7 protein-coding genes, 2 tRNA genes and 6 rRNA genes are annotated in these 21,222 nt (G+C 47.8%); 2 read left to right on the forward strand and 13 right to left on the reverse strand.

Annotated elements, in window-relative coordinates; all coding sequences use genetic code 11:
• Nucleotides 1-110: 110 nt before the first annotated feature.
• The 13 genes from rrf (A8140_RS15085) to A8140_RS25410 form a co-directional block, all read right to left on the reverse strand.
• A 5S ribosomal RNA gene (gene rrf / locus A8140_RS15085) occupies nucleotides 111-227 on the reverse strand.
• 87 nt (nucleotides 228-314) lie between these two features.
• Nucleotides 315-3,204, reverse strand: a 23S ribosomal RNA gene (locus A8140_RS15090).
• Between the two features lie 295 nt (nucleotides 3,205-3,499).
• Nucleotides 3,500-3,575: transfer RNA gene (locus A8140_RS15095), tRNA-Ala, on the reverse strand.
• A 43-nt stretch (nucleotides 3,576-3,618) separates the two neighbouring features.
• A tRNA-Ile gene (locus tag A8140_RS15100) sits at nucleotides 3,619-3,695 on the reverse strand.
• 67 nt (nucleotides 3,696-3,762) lie between these two features.
• A 16S ribosomal RNA gene (locus A8140_RS15105) occupies nucleotides 3,763-5,315 on the reverse strand.
• A gap of 353 nt (nucleotides 5,316-5,668) precedes the next feature.
• Nucleotides 5,669-5,785: ribosomal RNA gene (gene rrf, locus A8140_RS15110) — 5S ribosomal RNA — on the reverse strand.
• An 87-nt stretch (nucleotides 5,786-5,872) separates the two neighbouring features.
• Nucleotides 5,873-8,762: ribosomal RNA gene (locus tag A8140_RS15115) — 23S ribosomal RNA — on the reverse strand.
• 273 nt (nucleotides 8,763-9,035) lie between these two features.
• Nucleotides 9,036-10,588: ribosomal RNA gene (locus tag A8140_RS15120) — 16S ribosomal RNA — on the reverse strand.
• The 16S, 23S and 5S rRNA genes sit together here with 2 tRNA genes alongside, the layout of an rRNA operon.
• Before the next feature lie 819 nt (nucleotides 10,589-11,407).
• On the reverse strand, nucleotides 11,408-13,543 hold the full coding sequence (locus A8140_RS15125) for a lysine decarboxylase CadA (protein ID WP_005533824.1): 2,136 nt from the start codon (nucleotides 13,541-13,543) through the stop codon (nucleotides 11,408-11,410).
• Between the two features lie 117 nt (nucleotides 13,544-13,660).
• Nucleotides 13,661-15,007 carry a cadaverine/lysine antiporter gene (gene cadB / locus A8140_RS15130; RefSeq protein ID WP_005533823.1) on the reverse strand — a complete coding sequence of 449 codons (1,347 nt, stop codon included), beginning with the start codon at nucleotides 15,005-15,007 and terminating at the stop codon, nucleotides 13,661-13,663.
• Between the two features lie 768 nt (nucleotides 15,008-15,775).
• Complete coding sequence (gene cadC / locus A8140_RS15140) at nucleotides 15,776-17,347, reverse strand: lysine decarboxylation/transport transcriptional activator CadC (protein WP_005533822.1); 1,572 nt, start codon at nucleotides 17,345-17,347, stop codon at nucleotides 15,776-15,778.
• 165 nt (nucleotides 17,348-17,512) lie between these two features.
• Nucleotides 17,513-17,911, reverse strand: a complete 399-nt coding sequence (zntR, locus tag A8140_RS15145) for a Zn(2+)-responsive transcriptional regulator (protein ID WP_005433620.1) — start codon at nucleotides 17,909-17,911, stop codon at nucleotides 17,513-17,515.
• 57 nt (nucleotides 17,912-17,968) lie between these two features.
• The gene (locus A8140_RS25410; protein ID WP_005533821.1) at nucleotides 17,969-18,145 is read right to left on the reverse strand and encodes a hypothetical protein; all 177 of its coding nucleotides are present in this window, start codon (nucleotides 18,143-18,145) and stop codon (nucleotides 17,969-17,971) included.
• A gap of 33 nt (nucleotides 18,146-18,178) precedes the next feature.
• Between A8140_RS25410 and purH the strand changes: the two genes are divergently transcribed.
• Both purH and purD read left to right on the forward strand, forming a co-directional pair.
• On the forward strand, nucleotides 18,179-19,771 hold the full coding sequence (gene purH, locus A8140_RS15155) for a bifunctional phosphoribosylaminoimidazolecarboxamide formyltransferase/IMP cyclohydrolase (RefSeq protein WP_005533820.1): 1,593 nt from the start codon (nucleotides 18,179-18,181) through the stop codon (nucleotides 19,769-19,771).
• A gap of 118 nt (nucleotides 19,772-19,889) precedes the next feature.
• A complete protein-coding gene (gene purD, locus A8140_RS15160) occupies nucleotides 19,890-21,179 on the forward strand; it encodes a phosphoribosylamine--glycine ligase (protein ID WP_005533819.1) in 1,290 nt (429 codons plus the stop codon).
• Nucleotides 21,180-21,222 lie beyond the last annotated feature (43 nt).

Raw genomic sequence — 21,222 nt, forward strand, 5'->3', positions numbered from 1 at the left:
GTAAAAGAAGTTTAGAAGCGCCTTTAACAAGGTCTTGTCATTGGAATGAATTTACTTTGCTCCAAATGCAAAAAAGCCCACTCTTTCGAGTGGGCTTCTTCAAATTTAAAGCCTGGCGATGTTCTACTCTCACATGGGGAAGCCCCACACTACCATCGACGCTAATTCGTTTCACTTCTGAGTTCGGAATGGAAGTCAGGTGGGTCCAAATCGCTATGGTCGCCAAGCAAATTCTTTAATTCGGAAAGCTGTTTCAGTTCTTACACATTCAATTCGTTCTTGCTTTGAGTCCATCAAAACCCCTTGGGTGTTGTATGGTTAAGCCTCACGGGCAATTAGTACAGGTTAGCTCAACGCCTCACAACGCTTACACACCCTGCCTATCAACGTTCTAGTCTCGAACAACCCTTTAGGATACTTAAAGTATCAGGGAAGACTCATCTCAGGGCTCGCTTCCCGCTTAGATGCTTTCAGCGGTTATCGATTCCGAACTTAGCTACCGGGCAATGCGTCTGGCGACACAACCCGAACACCAGAGGTTCGTCCACTCCGGTCCTCTCGTACTAGGAGCAGCCCCCTTCAATCTTCCAACGCCCACGGCAGATAGGGACCGAACTGTCTCACGACGTTCTAAACCCAGCTCGCGTACCACTTTAAATGGCGAACAGCCATACCCTTGGGACCGACTTCAGCCCCAGGATGTGATGAGCCGACATCGAGGTGCCAAACACCGCCGTCGATATGAACTCTTGGGCGGTATCAGCCTGTTATCCCCGGAGTACCTTTTATCCGTTGAGCGATGGCCCTTCCATTCAGAACCACCGGATCACTATGACCTGCTTTCGCACCTGCTCGAATTGTCATTCTCGCAGTCAAGCGGGCTTATGCCATTGCACTAACCTCACGATGTCCAACCGTGATTAGCCCACCTTCGTGCTCCTCCGTTACGCTTTGGGAGGAGACCGCCCCAGTCAAACTACCCACCAGGCACTGTCCGCAACCCCGATAAGGGGTCGACGTTAGAACATCAACACTACAAGGGTGGTATTTCAAGGACGGCTCCACTAATACTGGCGTACTAGTTTCAAAGCCTCCCACCTATCCTACACATGTAGGGTCAATGTTCAGTGCCAAGCTGTAGTAAAGGTTCACGGGGTCTTTCCGTCTAGCCGCGGGTACACTGCATCTTCACAGCGATTTCAATTTCACTGAGTCTCGGGTGGAGACAGCGTGGCCATCATTACGCCATTCGTGCAGGTCGGAACTTACCCGACAAGGAATTTCGCTACCTTAGGACCGTTATAGTTACGGCCGCCGTTTACCGGGGCTTCGATCAAGAGCTTCGACCGAAGTCTAACCCCATCAATTAACCTTCCGGCACCGGGCAGGCGTCACACCGTATACGTCATCTTACGATTTTGCACAGTGCTGTGTTTTTAATAAACAGTTGCAGCCACCTGGTATCTGCGACTCTCAATAGCTCCATCCGCAAGGGACTTCACCGTCGAGAGCGTACCTTCTCCCGAAGTTACGGTACCATTTTGCCTAGTTCCTTCACCCGAGTTCTCTCAAGCGCCTTGGTATTCTCTACCCGACCACCTGTGTCGGTTTGGGGTACGATTCCTTACAATCTGAAGCTTAGAGGCTTTTCCTGGAAGCATGGCATCAATGACTTCACTACCGTAGTAGCTCGACGTCGTGTCTCAGCCTTAAGAGAAACCGGATTTACCTAATCTCTCAGCCTACGCACTTGAACCTGGACAACCGTCGCCAGGCCCACCTAGCCTTCTCCGTCCCCCCATCGCAATTGTAAGAAGTACGGGAATATTAACCCGTTTCCCATCGACTACGCCTTTCGGCCTCGCCTTAGGGGTCGACTTACCCTGCCCCGATTAACGTTGGACAGGAACCCTTGGTCTTCCGGCGAGGGGGTTTTTCACCCCCTTTATCGTTACTCATGTCAGCATTCGCACTTCTGATACGTCCAGCATGCGTTACCACACACCTTCAACCGCTTACAGAACGCTCCCCTACCCAATGCACTAAAGTGCATTGCCGCAGCTTCGGTTTACTACTTAGCCCCGTTACATCTTCCGCGCAGGCCGACTCGACCAGTGAGCTATTACGCTTTCTTTAAATGATGGCTGCTTCTAAGCCAACATCCTGGCTGTCTGAGCCTTCCCACATCGTTTCCCACTTAGTAGTAATTTGGGACCTTAGCTGGCGGTCTGGGTTGTTTCCCTCTCCACGACGGACGTTAGCACCCGCCGTGTGTCTCCCGGATAGTACTTACTGGTATTCGGAGTTTGCAAAGGGTTGGTAAGTCGGGATGACCCCCTAGCCTTAACAGTGCTCTACCCCCAGTAGTATTCGTCCGAGGCGCTACCTAAATAGCTTTCGGGGAGAACCAGCTATCTCCAGGTTTGATTGGCCTTTCACCCCTAGCCACAAGTCATCCGCTAATTTTTCAACATTAGTCGGTTCGGTCCTCCAGTTGATGTTACTCAACCTTCAACCTGCCCATGGCTAGATCACCTGGTTTCGGGTCTATATCCAGAGACTGAACGCCCAGTTAAGACTCGGTTTCCCTACGGCTCCCCTAGATGGTTAACCTTGCCACTGAATATAAGTCGCTGACCCATTATACAAAAGGTACGCAGTCACACCACGAAGGTGCTCCTACTGCTTGTACGTACACGGTTTCAGGTTCTATTTCACTCCCCTCACAGGGGTTCTTTTCGCCTTTCCCTCACGGTACTGGTTCACTATCGGTCAGTCAGTAGTATTTAGCCTTGGAGGATGGTCCCCCCATATTCAGACAGGATATCACGTGTCCCGCCCTACTCGATTTCACTTTAAATGCGTTGCCGGTTACGGGGCTATCACCCTGTATCGCACAACTTTCCAGAAGTTTCACCTGACGCATAAAAAGCTTAAGGGCTAGTCCAATTTCGCTCGCCGCTACTTTCGGAATCTCGGTTGATTTCTTTTCCTCGGGGTACTTAGATGTTTCAGTTCCCCCGGTTCGCCTCGCTGCGCTATGTATTCACGCAGCGATACTAGCTTATGCTAGTGGGTTTCCCCATTCGGAAATCCCAGACTCAAATGGTTTTTACTACCTAATCTGGGCTTATCGCAAGTTAATACGTCCTTCATCGCCTCTGACTGCCAAGGCATCCACCGTGTACGCTTAGTCACTTAACCATACAACCCGAAGGAGTTTCGAATTGAAGTTAAACAACCAAAGTTGCTATCTCATTATTTGAATGAGCGAGATAGCTTTCGATTTTGCCGGACTCAAATATGTTTCGTTTTACTTAAACAGTAAAACAAAACCCAAGAACACTTGAATGTGTTGTTTGGAGTATTCAATTAAGAATACTTTGAGAACTTTACAAACAAACTTAAAAGTTTGTTTTGTCAGCTTTCCAAATTGTTAAAGAGCTAGATTTTCTAATGAAAACCATTTTTAAAAGCACTCATCGAATGCGCTTAAAGATGGTGGAGCTAAGCAGGATCGAACTGCTGACCTCCTGCGTGCAAGGCAGGCGCTCTCCCAGCTGAGCTATAGCCCCATCAAGGTGTCGATACTGTATGCCAATTCCTTGGGAAGGGAATTGGTGGGTCTGAGTGGACTCGAACCACCGACCTCTCGCTTATCAGGCGAACGCTCTAACCACCTGAGCTACAGACCCAGTATCGTCTCTTTTTCGTATAAACCGTATCAATCTGTGTGGACACTCATCGTGAGTAATCATCGTATAAGGAGGTGATCCAGCGCCAGGTTCCCCTAGCGCTACCTTGTTACGACTTCACCCCAGTCATGAACCACAAAGTGGTAAGCGTCCTCCCGAAGGTTAAACTACCTACTTCTTTTGCAGCCCACTCCCATGGTGTGACGGGCGGTGTGTACAAGGCCCGGGAACGTATTCACCGTGGCATTCTGATCCACGATTACTAGCGATTCCGACTTCATGGAGTCGAGTTGCAGACTCCAATCCGGACTACGACGCACTTTTTGGGATTCGCTCACTCTCGCAAGTTGGCTGCCCTCTGTATGCGCCATTGTAGCACGTGTGTAGCCCTACTCGTAAGGGCCATGATGACTTGACGTCGTCCCCACCTTCCTCCGGTTTATCACCGGCAGTCTCCCTGGAGTTCCCGACATTACTCGCTGGCAAACAAGGATAAGGGTTGCGCTCGTTGCGGGACTTAACCCAACATTTCACAACACGAGCTGACGACAGCCATGCAGCACCTGTCTCAGAGTTCCCGAAGGCACCAATCCATCTCTGGAAAGTTCTCTGGATGTCAAGAGTAGGTAAGGTTCTTCGCGTTGCATCGAATTAAACCACATGCTCCACCGCTTGTGCGGGCCCCCGTCAATTCATTTGAGTTTTAATCTTGCGACCGTACTCCCCAGGCGGTCTACTTAACGCGTTAGCTCCGAAAGCCACGGCTCAAGGCCACAACCTCCAAGTAGACATCGTTTACGGCGTGGACTACCAGGGTATCTAATCCTGTTTGCTCCCCACGCTTTCGCATCTGAGTGTCAGTATCTGTCCAGGGGGCCGCCTTCGCCACCGGTATTCCTTCAGATCTCTACGCATTTCACCGCTACACCTGAAATTCTACCCCCCTCTACAGTACTCTAGTCTGCCAGTTTCAAATGCAATTCCGAGGTTGAGCCCCGGGCTTTCACATCTGACTTAACAAACCACCTGCATGCGCTTTACGCCCAGTAATTCCGATTAACGCTCGCACCCTCCGTATTACCGCGGCTGCTGGCACGGAGTTAGCCGGTGCTTCTTCTGTCGCTAACGTCAAATAATGCAGCTATTAACTACACTACCTTCCTCACGACTGAAAGTGCTTTACAACCCGAAGGCCTTCTTCACACACGCGGCATGGCTGCATCAGGCTTGCGCCCATTGTGCAATATTCCCCACTGCTGCCTCCCGTAGGAGTCTGGACCGTGTCTCAGTTCCAGTGTGGCTGATCATCCTCTCAGACCAGCTAGGGATCGTCGCCTTGGTGAGCCCTTACCTCACCAACTAGCTAATCCCACCTAGGCATATCCTGACGCGAGAGGCCCGAAGGTCCCCCTCTTTGGCCCGTAGGCATTATGCGGTATTAGCCATCGTTTCCAATGGTTATCCCCCACATCAGGGCAATTTCCTAGGCATTACTCACCCGTCCGCCGCTCGACGCCGTTATCGTTCCCCGAAGGTTCAGATAACTCGTTTCCGCTCGACTTGCATGTGTTAGGCCTGCCGCCAGCGTTCAATCTGAGCCATGATCAAACTCTTCAATTTAAGATTTTGTCGGCTCAATGAATACTGAACATTACATAAAGTAATGTTTGAATTGACTGTGCTGAATCTTTTGATTCAATGGTCACTTCGTTTCATTGAAACCTAATTTGATACCGAAGTATCTAATTGGATTATCATCAACGAGTGCCCACACAGATTGATAGGTCTATATTGTTAAAGAGCTTGGCTTTCAGTGCCTTAGCACTTAAGCGAGGTGCGTATAATACGCTTTACACTTTGAAAGTCAACATAAAACTCTAAAATAATTTAGAACTTTATGGTGACTTGCTTATTAAATAAGCAAGTGCGCTATTTTGTCTTCACTTTTTTAAAAAGTGAAAAGAAAATTAAAAGCCTGGCGATGTTCTACTCTCACATGGGGAAGCCCCACACTACCATCGACGCTAATTCGTTTCACTTCTGAGTTCGGAATGGAAGTCAGGTGGGTCCAAATCGCTATGGTCGCCAAGCAAATTCTTTAATTCGGAAAGCTGTTTCAGTTCTTACACATTCAATTCGTTCTTGCTTTGAGTCCATCAAAACCCCTTGGGTGTTGTATGGTTAAGCCTCACGGGCAATTAGTACAGGTTAGCTCAACGCCTCACAACGCTTACACACCCTGCCTATCAACGTTCTAGTCTCGAACAACCCTTTAGGATACTTAAAGTATCAGGGAAGACTCATCTCAGGGCTCGCTTCCCGCTTAGATGCTTTCAGCGGTTATCGATTCCGAACTTAGCTACCGGGCAATGCGTCTGGCGACACAACCCGAACACCAGAGGTTCGTCCACTCCGGTCCTCTCGTACTAGGAGCAGCCCCCTTCAATCTTCCAACGCCCACGGCAGATAGGGACCGAACTGTCTCACGACGTTCTAAACCCAGCTCGCGTACCACTTTAAATGGCGAACAGCCATACCCTTGGGACCGACTTCAGCCCCAGGATGTGATGAGCCGACATCGAGGTGCCAAACACCGCCGTCGATATGAACTCTTGGGCGGTATCAGCCTGTTATCCCCGGAGTACCTTTTATCCGTTGAGCGATGGCCCTTCCATTCAGAACCACCGGATCACTATGACCTGCTTTCGCACCTGCTCGAATTGTCATTCTCGCAGTCAAGCGGGCTTATGCCATTGCACTAACCTCACGATGTCCAACCGTGATTAGCCCACCTTCGTGCTCCTCCGTTACGCTTTGGGAGGAGACCGCCCCAGTCAAACTACCCACCAGGCACTGTCCGCAACCCCGATAAGGGGTCGACGTTAGAACATCAACACTACAAGGGTGGTATTTCAAGGACGGCTCCACTAATACTGGCGTACTAGTTTCAAAGCCTCCCACCTATCCTACACATGTAGGGTCAATGTTCAGTGCCAAGCTGTAGTAAAGGTTCACGGGGTCTTTCCGTCTAGCCGCGGGTACACTGCATCTTCACAGCGATTTCAATTTCACTGAGTCTCGGGTGGAGACAGCGTGGCCATCATTACGCCATTCGTGCAGGTCGGAACTTACCCGACAAGGAATTTCGCTACCTTAGGACCGTTATAGTTACGGCCGCCGTTTACCGGGGCTTCGATCAAGAGCTTCGACCGAAGTCTAACCCCATCAATTAACCTTCCGGCACCGGGCAGGCGTCACACCGTATACGTCATCTTACGATTTTGCACAGTGCTGTGTTTTTAATAAACAGTTGCAGCCACCTGGTATCTGCGACTCTCAATAGCTCCATCCGCAAGGGACTTCACCGTCGAGAGCGTACCTTCTCCCGAAGTTACGGTACCATTTTGCCTAGTTCCTTCACCCGAGTTCTCTCAAGCGCCTTGGTATTCTCTACCCGACCACCTGTGTCGGTTTGGGGTACGATTCCTTACAATCTGAAGCTTAGAGGCTTTTCCTGGAAGCATGGCATCAATGACTTCACTACCGTAGTAGCTCGACGTCGTGTCTCAGCCTTAAGAGAAACCGGATTTACCTAATCTCTCAGCCTACGCACTTGAACCTGGACAACCGTCGCCAGGCCCACCTAGCCTTCTCCGTCCCCCCATCGCAATTGTAAGAAGTACGGGAATATTAACCCGTTTCCCATCGACTACGCCTTTCGGCCTCGCCTTAGGGGTCGACTTACCCTGCCCCGATTAACGTTGGACAGGAACCCTTGGTCTTCCGGCGAGGGGGTTTTTCACCCCCTTTATCGTTACTCATGTCAGCATTCGCACTTCTGATACGTCCAGCATGCGTTACCACACACCTTCAACCGCTTACAGAACGCTCCCCTACCCAATGCACTAAAGTGCATTGCCGCAGCTTCGGTTTACTACTTAGCCCCGTTACATCTTCCGCGCAGGCCGACTCGACCAGTGAGCTATTACGCTTTCTTTAAATGATGGCTGCTTCTAAGCCAACATCCTGGCTGTCTGAGCCTTCCCACATCGTTTCCCACTTAGTAGTAATTTGGGACCTTAGCTGGCGGTCTGGGTTGTTTCCCTCTCCACGACGGACGTTAGCACCCGCCGTGTGTCTCCCGGATAGTACTTACTGGTATTCGGAGTTTGCAAAGGGTTGGTAAGTCGGGATGACCCCCTAGCCTTAACAGTGCTCTACCCCCAGTAGTATTCGTCCGAGGCGCTACCTAAATAGCTTTCGGGGAGAACCAGCTATCTCCAGGTTTGATTGGCCTTTCACCCCTAGCCACAAGTCATCCGCTAATTTTTCAACATTAGTCGGTTCGGTCCTCCAGTTGATGTTACTCAACCTTCAACCTGCCCATGGCTAGATCACCTGGTTTCGGGTCTATATCCAGAGACTGAACGCCCAGTTAAGACTCGGTTTCCCTACGGCTCCCCTAGATGGTTAACCTTGCCACTGAATATAAGTCGCTGACCCATTATACAAAAGGTACGCAGTCACACCACGAAGGTGCTCCTACTGCTTGTACGTACACGGTTTCAGGTTCTATTTCACTCCCCTCACAGGGGTTCTTTTCGCCTTTCCCTCACGGTACTGGTTCACTATCGGTCAGTCAGTAGTATTTAGCCTTGGAGGATGGTCCCCCCATATTCAGACAGGATATCACGTGTCCCGCCCTACTCGATTTCACTTTAAATGCGTTGCCGGTTACGGGGCTATCACCCTGTATCGCACAACTTTCCAGAAGTTTCACCTGACGCATAAAAAGCTTAAGGGCTAGTCCAATTTCGCTCGCCGCTACTTTCGGAATCTCGGTTGATTTCTTTTCCTCGGGGTACTTAGATGTTTCAGTTCCCCCGGTTCGCCTCGCTGCGCTATGTATTCACGCAGCGATACTAGCTTATGCTAGTGGGTTTCCCCATTCGGAAATCCCAGACTCAAATGGTTTTTACTACCTAATCTGGGCTTATCGCAAGTTAATACGTCCTTCATCGCCTCTGACTGCCAAGGCATCCACCGTGTACGCTTAGTCACTTAACCATACAACCCGAAGGAGTTTCGAGTTGAAGTCAAATCACCAAAGTTGTCTGCAATTTTTATACATGATGCAGACTCGATTTTGCCGGACTCAAATTCCAAGAACACTTGAATGTGTTGTTTGGAGTATTCAATTAAGAATACTTTGAGAACTTTACAAACAATCTTAAAGATTGTTTTGTCAGCTTTCCAAATTGTTAAAGAGCTATGTTAGCTACAAGCTTTCGCTTGTGAACTATCAATCTGTGTGGACACTCATCGTGAGTAATCATCGTATAAGGAGGTGATCCAGCGCCAGGTTCCCCTAGCGCTACCTTGTTACGACTTCACCCCAGTCATGAACCACAAAGTGGTAAGCGTCCTCCCGAAGGTTAAACTACCTACTTCTTTTGCAGCCCACTCCCATGGTGTGACGGGCGGTGTGTACAAGGCCCGGGAACGTATTCACCGTGGCATTCTGATCCACGATTACTAGCGATTCCGACTTCACGGAGTCGAGTTGCAGACTCCGATCCGGACTACGACGCACTTTTTGGGATTCGCTCACTCTCGCAAGTTGGCTGCCCTCTGTATGCGCCATTGTAGCACGTGTGTAGCCCTACTCGTAAGGGCCATGATGACTTGACGTCGTCCCCACCTTCCTCCGGTTTATCACCGGCAGTCTCCCTGGAGTTCCCGACATTACTCGCTGGCAAACAAGGATAAGGGTTGCGCTCGTTGCGGGACTTAACCCAACATTTCACAACACGAGCTGACGACAGCCATGCAGCACCTGTCTCAGAGTTCCCGAAGGCACCAATCCATCTCTGGAAAGTTCTCTGGATGTCAAGAGTAGGTAAGGTTCTTCGCGTTGCATCGAATTAAACCACATGCTCCACCGCTTGTGCGGGCCCCCGTCAATTCATTTGAGTTTTAATCTTGCGACCGTACTCCCCAGGCGGTCTACTTAACGCGTTAGCTCCGAAAGCCACGGCTCAAGGCCACAACCTCCAAGTAGACATCGTTTACGGCGTGGACTACCAGGGTATCTAATCCTGTTTGCTCCCCACGCTTTCGCATCTGAGTGTCAGTATCTGTCCAGGGGGCCGCCTTCGCCACCGGTATTCCTTCAGATCTCTACGCATTTCACCGCTACACCTGAAATTCTACCCCCCTCTACAGTACTCTAGTCTGCCAGTTTCAAATGCAATTCCGAGGTTGAGCCCCGGGCTTTCACATCTGACTTAACAAACCACCTGCATGCGCTTTACGCCCAGTAATTCCGATTAACGCTCGCACCCTCCGTATTACCGCGGCTGCTGGCACGGAGTTAGCCGGTGCTTCTTCTGTCGCTAACGTCAAATAATGCAGCTATTAACTACACTACCTTCCTCACGACTGAAAGTGCTTTACAACCCGAAGGCCTTCTTCACACACGCGGCATGGCTGCATCAGGCTTGCGCCCATTGTGCAATATTCCCCACTGCTGCCTCCCGTAGGAGTCTGGACCGTGTCTCAGTTCCAGTGTGGCTGATCATCCTCTCAGACCAGCTAGGGATCGTCGCCTTGGTGAGCCCTTACCTCACCAACTAGCTAATCCCACCTAGGCATATCCTGACGCGAGAGGCCCGAAGGTCCCCCTCTTTGGCCCGTAGGCGTTATGCGGTATTAGCCATCGTTTCCAATGGTTATCCCCCACATCAGGGCAATTTCCTAGGCATTACTCACCCGTCCGCCGCTCGACGCCGTTATCGTTCCCCGAAGGTTCAGATAACTCGTTTCCGCTCGACTTGCATGTGTTAGGCCTGCCGCCAGCGTTCAATCTGAGCCATGATCAAACTCTTCAATTTAAGATTTTGTCGGCTCAATGAATACTGAACATTACATAAAGTAATGTTTGAATTGACTGTGCTGAATCTTTCGATTCAATGGTCACTTCGTTTCATTGAAACCTAATTTGAAGCCGAAGCTTCTAATTGGATTATCATCAACGAGTGCCCACACAGATTGATAGGTTCTTATTTTTAAAGAGCTTTTCTAACATTTTCAGCAACTTAGTTGCTCGTCGTTAGGGGTGCGTATCTTACTTCACACCGCGAGAGAGTCAAGCATTTTTTTCAAATTCTTTTTTCTCTCTTCCTGACTCGCTGTGTGACTTTCGTCTCACTCCGTGTCGGTGGATGCGCAGTATAGGGGGTTGAGAAATTAGCACAAGCCTTTTTTGCAAAAAAACTTTCAACCGCACAAATAACGAGCATTATGCATAGATACTCAACGATCTTGTCTAATATTTCGGGTTGCAGAGGATCTTTTCATGAAGAAACACCTGACTTCCGCATTAAAAGATCGCCGATTTCTTTGTGATTTCGGTTGCTGATCTTATCTCTCTTGGTTCTTTTTTCTCTTTCTATCTATATAAAGGCGAAAAAAAAGAGCAGAACGATGACGAACTGCTCTTTGGTCTTTGCTTTTTATTTGGGGTACTTCAGGTGAAGTCTTGGAAAAGTGCTTCTTCTATATATAGAAGAAAAGATCAGAGCATCCTTGCCCTTCTCTTTACGACAGATTAGTTAGGGGTATATCTAAATGTCGTTATTGTTCGATGACGCATTGAGCTCGTAAGAGTGGAGCATGCTTGCATTCCCAATGACGTCATCTTCGAGAGGAACTTAGTTCTTCAATACTTTTACGGTGTAGCTACCATCTTTTTGTTGGTATAGACCGTGGATGTCGGTTTCGAAACCTGGGTAATGCGCACCGATCTCACAAAGCATCTCTAGGAAGTCCAGCACAGGGCGAGACTCTTGAGTCACCATTTCACCAGGAAGTACTAATGGCACACCTGGAGGGTAAGGAAGAATCATGTTCGCACTTACGCGACCAACCATTTCTTCCAGTTTGATTTCTTCTACGTTACCGCGAAGCTCTTCTTGCCATGCTGCGTGTGGTGTTACTTTCATTTCAGGAAGAACATCGAACGCTTTGTACATTAGCTCTGGTAGGTTGTATTTCTTAGTTAGGTTGTGAATTGCTTGTGCTAGTTCTTGAACACGCATACCTTCATAGAAGCTTGGGTCTTCGTTGTATAGCGAAGGTAGGAAGCTCTTGATGGTTAGGTTCAAGTCGTAGCCACGTTTAAATTCAGTTAGGCCGCGTAGCAATTGCATTGCTTTTGATTTGTCGATACCGATTGAGAATAGGAACAACAAGTTGTATGGACCTGTTTTCTCTACCACGATGCCGCGCTCGTCTAGAAATTTAGCCACCAGCGAAGCAGGAATACCTGATTCTTCTAGTTCGCTTTCTTTATTCATCCCTGGAGTCAGTAGCGTTACTTTGATTGGATCAAGATACATGTGGTTGTCATCCATGTTCTTGAAGCCGTGCCATGTGTCGCTAGGGTCTAGTTTCCAACATTCAGTGCTATCGATGTTTTCTGGTTGCCATACATCGAAGAACCAGCTGTCACTTTCTGCTTCTAGGCGTTTGATCTCTTTACGGAAGCGGATTGCGCGATCGATAGAGTCTTGCATCAACTTCTTACCAGTGTTGCCGCGCATCATTGCCGCTGCTGTTTCAGTAGAAGCAACAATGCCGTACTGAGGTGAAGTTGAAGTGTGCATCATGAATGCTTCGTTGAAAGACTCTTTATCAAAGTCACCTTTCACGTGAATCATTGAAGCTTGTGAGAACGCTGCCAACAATTTGTGTGTTGATTGTGTCTCGTAGAACACTTTGCCTGGCATCGCTTCACCACTCATACCGCATTTACCTTCGTAAATTGGGTTGAAGTTAGTGTAAGGCACCCAAGCACTGTCGAAGTGGATGTGTTTACAATCTAGCGACTCTTTGATGAATTGCGTGTTGTACAGCAGGCCATCGTAAGTTGAGTTAGTCACTACTGCGTAACTTGGCGCTTTTGCACCTGGTGTTTTCGCCACTTTCTCTGCAATGACATCACGGCTGAATTCACTTTGTGGAATACCACCAAGAATGCCGTATGCGTTACGAGTTGGGCGGAAGTAGATTGGTGTCACGTCGCTCATCATCATTAGGTGAGTCAGAGACTTGTGACAGTTACGGTCAATCAGTACTGTGCTGCCTGCAGGCGCTGAGTACATACCAACGATTTTGTTCGATGTAGACGTACCATTAGTTACGATGTAAGAGCTGTCTGCATTGAATGTACGTGCAATGTATTCTTCTGCATCTTTATGTGGACCTGAGTGGTCTAGTAGAGAACCTAGCTCAGGCATTGAGATTGATACGTCCGCTTTGAATGTGTTTGGACCGTAAAAATCGTAGAAGATGCTACCAGCAGGACTTTTCTGGAATGCAGTACCACCCATGTGACCTGGAGTACAGAAGGTGTATTTACCTTCTTCTACGTATTTGAATAGCGCTTTAGTGAATGGAGGCATGATGGCATCTTTGTATGCCTCAGTCGCTTGGTTGATTTTGATAGCGATGTCGTCAGCCATACCTAAAGCATACTCGAAGAAGCTCACGTTTAGACGTAGGTCTGTTAGTGAAATGTCTAGAGTAGACTGTTCGTTAGCAAATGCGTGAACAGGTAGTTTCTCGTTGATTTGGCTAATACGTTCACATAGCTCTAGTGAGTATTTATCCCAGTCGAACAGCACACCGCAAATGCGTGGGTTCATCTCAATCATTTTGATCAAGTCTTTATCATCTACTGGGTAAACCACTTCGTAGCCCGCTTTCTCAAGAGCAGCGTGAAGTTGACGAACTGGCTCTTCTTTAAAGAACACACCCATGTGGTTCAAGATAGCGAATATATTCATTTGGACATCTCCAAGGCGAATGAGGGCGCTCTTTGCCATTTACAGGCAATGAGTAAGGTGAGCGCCGCGTGAATTTGAGTTTTATGGGCTGGCACCGAAGTGCCAGCGTTTTGGGGATTAGTTGCTTGCTTGAGCAGCTACGTCTTCGTCAGCATGAAGCTTCATGTACTGAGCTAGACCTGCTTTTTTGCTGTAGAACATCAAGATAACAAGAGACACGATAAAGGTTGCTGTTAGCGTACCGCCCTCTGCACCTGCTAGTGCAATGAAGCAGAACAAACAAGCCACACCAGAGAACAGCATTACGAAGCCGTTACGTGTTGTCATACCTTCGAAGCGAATCAAGTTAATGCTTGAGTAGAAGTAAGGCAGCATAGTTAGTAGTACTGCGTCAGTTGTTAGCTGGTTGAACAGGTCTGATGCGTGTGCTGTTTTAGAGCTGAAGAACATCAGTACTACCATTAGCGCAGTCATCTTGATTGACGCAAGAATTAGACCTTTCTTAGGCACACCGTTTTTGTCTGTTTCGCCGTAGATTTTAGGGAAGTTGCCGTCGTTTGCTGCGCGTTTACCCGCTTCACCTACTAGCATCATCCAAGAACCTAGCGAAGTGAAACATGCTAGTGCTGTGAATGCTGATACGAATGGTGCTGTCCAGCTACCGAATAGCTCAATGGTTGCTAGCGCGAATGGTGCACCTGATGCTGCTACCTCTGATGCTGGGAACATACCGCTGATCATTTGAGTAGATAGGATGTAAATAACACCTGCGATAGCCGTACCCAACATAGTTGCTAGTGGTACTGTGCGTTTAGGGTTTTCAACCATACCTGTAGATACCGCCGCTGATTCCACCCCAACGAATGACCATAGACAGATAAGAACCGCTGTTACTACTGCGTGGCTGTCAGTGCCTGCTGATACGTTCCAGTTTTGGCTGTAAAGCGCAGTATCGAAGTGCGTCCAACCAAATGCGGCGGTACCAACAACAGGGATAAGGATAAGTACTAGACCAAGCGTACATAGACGGCTTACCCAGCTACCACCAAGTAGGTTGACGAAAGTGAAGATCCATACCGATGCAATCGTCGCAATACCTGCTGGGACTGGGTTATTAAGCACAGGGAAGAATACTGAAAGGTAAGAAACACCTGTAATGGCAATAGCCAGGTTACCAATCCAGTTCGCGTGGTAATAAAGAACGCCCGTTTGGAAACCAAATACCGGAGACACTTCGCCAGCATAAGCGATCGGACCACCTTCTTGTGGGTTTTTGGTTGCCAGACGAGCGTAAACGAACGCCAGACTCAGTGCACCGACCAAACAGATCAGCCAACTGAAGATTGAAACAGAGCCTACAGAGGCAAGACTAGAAGGTAATAGTGCAATACCACTACCCATCATGTTACCGGCTACGACACCCGTACAGGCAATAAGGCCGATTTTTTTCGCATTCGATGACATAACATCTCCAAATCTATTCTACTCGAGTCAACATGACTCAAACTGAATGGTTATTAGCGAGATGCTCTGAGGAGGAATCTGCTCGACCTCGCTAAATTTCGAAGTGAAGACTACGCCCAAAAACTGGGAAAAAAATAAACTTGGGGTTATCAATAAAACAATTAGCCCATCGCTATAAAGTTGAGATAAACCTGATAAGCTAAAAAACATAAATGCTGCATATACAGCAACTTATAAACAAAACCTAAAATGCCCATACTGAAAAACTAAAAACATCAACCTCAACAAATTTTCCATCAATCTTATCAACGACTATCAACATCAAGACAAGAACCAGCTAATTACCTGAACTGTTGATGTCGCCCTTCCCCACCGTTATTCGACAATTGACTTACATCAAACTTCCTTACCTCTATTAATAAGAGGAGCTCGAATACAAGCCCTCTTTTTACTAAATCACTGAGCAATAGAGGACGGATTGAAGAATCAAGGCTACTGGATTGAGACTTACTTTTGATGCTGAATCTTTCTGAATGTTTTCGGACAGTTTTTACTTTCATCGCACTCAAATTCCAATATTGAGTGTCTACTTTATTGGGGTCATATCAGAATAGAGAATAGAGAATAGAGAATAGAGAATAGAGAATAGAGAATGAAAAGCCCTCTCCTCTTATATAACAAGCGTCATTAGTAGAAATAGAGGCAGATACAAAAAAGCCCCTCACCGAAATGAAGGGCTAAGTATCTTACTCATCAAGAGCTGGTTTATTACAGCATACGCACTACAGAAGGGTGAACTGCGCGATACATAGCGTAATCAATCGCCTTCATGTTACTTGGAAAAACCAAGTTCTCGCACAATAAGTAAGTCTCTACGGATGTATCAATATAGAAGGCTTCGCTGTAGGACTCACTTGCCCAATCCAAATCACCATCTAATTCAGCGTGCTTACCTCGAATCACGTAAGACAGAACTGAATCCCGAATCTCAAGTGCTTGGTTCAAATGCTGCTTAGCTAAATCAATATCGCCAGCAATGGTTTCATTAAGAGCGAGAGCTTCATAAATTCGTGGTTGAATTGGCCCTACCATCATTTTCGTGTTGGTTTCCAACTTCTCACTCAGTTGCTGAACTCTCCCCTGCCGTAGTGCTAATGCCGGATCAAGCGCATTTTGTACATGATAGGCAATCAGCAGTTCAGCCTGTACATAAGCATTATCTGGTTCAAGCTCAAGGATTTTCTCCATCAAGTCGATGCCATGCTGGAATTGATTCGCATCGGACACGTTTAAGTAGTGGTTTGCTTCAACAAACAACTCTACCGCGTCAGGGTTCATTGGCATACCCGCCACCAGCACTTTTGATTTCAATTTTGCGTCTGGCACTTTCAATGCGTGCATCAAATCTAGAGAGGCTTGCTGCATAACCGACTTCAAATGGCTATTGGTTAACGCGTATTGGCGGCTGAACAAAACCTTTTCTGAAGAGTTATTGCGATATTCCACCTCAAGGAAGCTACCACCATCGTTTTCTTTGACGCGCACCACCACAGATTTACCCGGCACAATACCCGTCGTAAAGGTCGCCTTTTTCAGCATCACTCGATAATCACTGACTTGAGCTACATCTGCCATCAACTTCTGTGCAAACCCGTCAGCTAAGTCGTAGCTGCGGCCTTCTTTGTTGAAGTTATCCTGAAACTTGAATTCGATAAGGTGAGTATCAATAGCTTGCGTAATGCGCACTTCTGATTGCTTGTAGGTAAACACGCCCATCACCACAACCAAAATACTGATCCAAATGAAGTTCATTAATCCCAGTCGCCAAGGGCTAATCTTATTTGGTTTACGCGGCGCTTTTTTTTCTTTCGACATCTCGCACACAGCGCGAGTTAATGGTCCGGCAGGAAATGCAATGGATGGAACAGGCGCTTCGGGCTGTTCCTCTTCTGCTTCTTCAACAATAGGGGGAAGGATTTCGGCATTGCAATTACGACTTGCAAGGAATTCCTCGTGTGTCATTGGGGTCACATTCACCACCAGCTTGTAACCACGCTTAGGCACAGTGATCACGTAGCTGGTGTTTTCTTCTCGACCATCTCGCAGAAGTTTGCGCAGTTCGAAGATCGACTGTGTTACGACTTGATCCGTCACAATCGCGCCCGCCCAAACGTATTGGATCAGCTCTTCGCGATTGAACACTTCACTAGCGTGCTCAGCAAGAAAATGCAGCAAATTAATTAAGCGAGGCTCAACGGTAACTTCCCTGTCTTGTCGATACAGCTTATTTTCATCAACGCTCAAAACCCAGTCATTGATTTGAAAATAGACTCCAACCATGTATGAAAACTCTCGTATCAGATAGACAGCGTCGCTTTAGGAATAGATAGAACTACACATTCTTGCAGTCGACTAAAGCCGAGATTATAGGTGGGAATACGGCTTGAACCTAGAAACGCAAGCCGCCAAAAATGCAAACTTAAATTAAATGATGCAAAAGTGAGACTATTCAAGGGCTGCCAAAATCGAGCAGTGGCTTGCATCGTCGTTGTTATGACCACAACACGCGTCGTTTATCTTCTTTAATGCCGTGCGAATTTTAGTTAGTTCAGCAATCTTCTCATCAATTAAAGTTAACTTTGCAGAAGTAATGGCTTTTACCTCCGCACAGCTGTGTTCTGTTGCCTCTAATTTGATCCCAAGAAGTTCCTTGATCTCATCTAAGCTCAAGCCAAGCTCTTTCGCTTTGAGAATAAAACGCACCTGCTTTTGGTTCTCTTCGTTATACAGGCGATAGCCCGAATCACTTCGCCCTGCGGGTTTAATGAGCGCATTTTTCTCATAGAATCGCAGTGTATCGGCAGTCACACCACAGCGTTTCGCCAGTTCACCTATCTGAAACATAACTTTCCTTATTAACTATCTCGTTACTTTTAAAGCCAAAGATCGAGTTTTTTGCAATTATTTTTGAGATGCCAAACGATTGCGCGAGCTTTTTTGTAATAAATTGGTTAGAATACGCGCCATCAAATAGTGGAGACTGTTTTCTAAGCATGAAAACGCCCCGCAAAGGTCTTTACCAAAACTGGCCAATATTTTACCCCAAGAGGTAAAAACAAGTTCATTTTTGGCAAACATCTTTAACTCCGTGAATTTGAGGAAAATGGAAGCATGAACAACGCTCGTCCTATTCGCCGTGCGCTTATCAGCGTATCAGACAAAACAGGTATTGTTGAGTTTGCACAAGCTCTTGCTGAGCGCGGTGTCGATATCCTATCTACTGGTGGTACGGCTCGTCTACTTGCAGAACAAGGCATCGCTGTAACAGAAGTCTCTGACTACACTGGTTTCCCAGAAATGATGGACGGTCGCGTTAAAACGCTTCACCCGAAAGTTCACGGTGGTGTGCTGGGTCGTCGTGGCCAAGATGATGACGTGATGGAAAAACACGGCATCAACCCTATCGATATGGTTGTTGTTAACCTATACCCATTCGCAGAAACCGTTGCTAAAGAAGGCTGTACGCTTGCTGATGCAGTTGAGAACATCGACATCGGCGGTCCAACAATGGTTCGCTCTGCAGCGAAAAACCACAAAGACGTAACTATCGTTGTGAACGCTCACGACTACAACCGCGTGATCGCTGAAATGGACGCGAACGACAAATCTCTAACACTAAAAACTCGCTTCGACCTTGCTATCGCAGCATTCGAACACACGGCTTCTTACGACGGCATGATCGCAAACTACTTCGGCACTATGGTTCCATCTTACGGTGAGAACAAAGAAGGTGATGAAGAGTCTAAATTCCCTCGCACGTTCAACCAGCAATTCGAGAAGAAGCAAGACATGCGCTATGGTGAGAACAGTCACCAAGCCGCAGCTTTCTACGTAGAAGCAAACCCACAAGAAGCATCTGTTTCTACTGCTCGCCAAATCCAGGGTAAAGCCCTTTCTTACAACAACATCGCAGATACTGACGCAGCACTTGAGTGTGTAAAAGAGTTCAACGAGCCAGCATGTGTGATCGTAAAACACGCGAACCCATGTGGTGTAGCTCTAGGTGAGGATATCCTAGAAGCGTACAACCGCGCTTACCAAACTGACCCAACATCTGCATTCGGCGGCATCATTGCATTCAACCAAGAGCTAGATGCAGAAACGGCAACCGCTATTGTTGAGCGTCAATTCGTTGAAGTAATCATCGCACCTTCAGTTTCTGCTGAAGCGATTGAAGTGGTTGCAGCGAAGAAGAACGTGCGTCTACTTGAGTGTGGCGAATGGACAACTAAGACAACTGGCTTTGACGTGAAACGTGTGAATGGCGGTCTACTCGTTCAAGACCGCGACCAAGGCATGGTAAGCCTAGACGACCTAAAAGTGGTTTCTAAGCGTCAACCAACAGAAGAAGAGCTGAAAGATGCACTGTTCTGTTGGAAAGTAGCGAAATACGTGAAATCAAACGCGATTGTTTACGCAAAAGGTGACATGACTATCGGTGTAGGTGCTGGCCAAATGAGCCGTGTTTACTCTGCGAAGATTGCAGGCATCAAAGCTGCAGACGAAGGTCTAGAAGTTGCAGGTAGCGTAATGGCATCTGACGCTTTCTTCCCATTCCGTGATGGTATCGATGCAGCAGCAGAGGCTGGCATTAAGTGTGTTATCCAACCGGGTGGCTCTATGCGTGATGACGAAGTTATCGCAGCAGCAGATGAGCACGGCATGGCGATGATCTTCACAGGTATGCGTCACTTCCGCCACTAATTAGTTTTTGGTCCTCCCCCTTACCAAGGGGGAGTTAGAGGGGGTCTGTTGTACGTACACGACTTACCCCTCCCAACCTCCCATTTATAAGGGGAGGAGCGAAATCAAAGGAAATATTATGAATATTCTTATCATTGGTTCAGGCGGTCGTGAACACGCACTAGGTTGGAAAGCGGCGCAAAACCCAAATGTTGAGACTATCTTCGTTGCTCCAGGTAACGCAGGCACAGCACTTGAGCCTAAACTAGAGAACGTAAATATCGCAGTAGAAGACATCGCTGGCTTGGTTGCTTTTGCAAAAGAGAAAGCTATCGAGCTGACTATTGTCGGTCCTGAAGCACCGCTGGTTATCGGTGTTGTGGATGCTTTCCGCGAAGCAGGCCTGCCAATCTTCGGCCCAACACAAGCAGCAGCGCAGCTTGAGGGCTCTAAAGCGTTTACCAAAGACTTCCTTGCTCGTCACCAAATCCCAACGGGCGCATACGCGAACTTCACTGAAATCGAACCAGCCCTTGCTTACGTACGTGAACAAGGTGCGCCGATTGTGGTGAAAGCTGATGGTCTTGCTGCTGGTAAAGGCGTTATCGTTGCGATGACACTAGAAGAAGCGGAAGATGCAATCAAAGACATGCTAGCAGGTAACGCATTTGGTGATGCTGGTAGTCGTGTCGTTATCGAAGAGTTTCTAGATGGCGAAGAAGCAAGCTTCATCGTGATGGTGGATGGTGAGAACGTTCTGCCAATGGCCACCAGCCAAGATCACAAACGCGTAGGCGACAAAGATACCGGTCCTAACACAGGTGGCATGGGTGCATATTCTCCTGCTCCAGTGGTGACACAAGAAATCCACAACCGCATCATGGAAGAAGTGATTTACCCAACGGTACGCGGCATGGCTTCTGAAGGTAACCCTTACATTGGTTTCCTATACGCGGGTCTGATGATCGACAAAGACGGCACTCCGAAAGTGATCGAGTACAACTGCCGCTTCGGTGATCCTGAGACGCAACCTATCATGATGCGTATGGAATCGGATCTTGTTGATCTGTGCCTAGCGGCAATCGACGAGAAACTGGATCAAGCGGAATCGAAGTGGGATCCACGAGCATCGATTGGTATCGTGCTAGCAGCCGGTGGTTACCCAGCAGCATACAACAAAGGCGACGTAATTTCGGGGCTGCCACAAGTTGAAATTGAAGGCGAAAAAGCCTTCCATGCTGGTACAGATAACAAAGACGGCGACATCGTGACAAACGGTGGCCGCGTTCTTTGTGCAACGGCACTTGGCAACAGCGTATCAGAAGCGCAGCAGCGTGCTTACGAGCTTGCAAAACAGATCAGTTGGGATGGTATGTTCCATCGTAACGACATCGGCTACCGTGCGATAGCACGTGAGCAAGAAAAATAAAAACAACTTCAGTTGACTAAAAAGACAAAAGGCGCACTCAGCG

Source organism: Vibrio campbellii CAIM 519 = NBRC 15631 = ATCC 25920 (assembly GCF_002163755.1).
GTDB lineage: Bacteria > Pseudomonadota > Gammaproteobacteria > Enterobacterales > Vibrionaceae > Vibrio > Vibrio campbellii.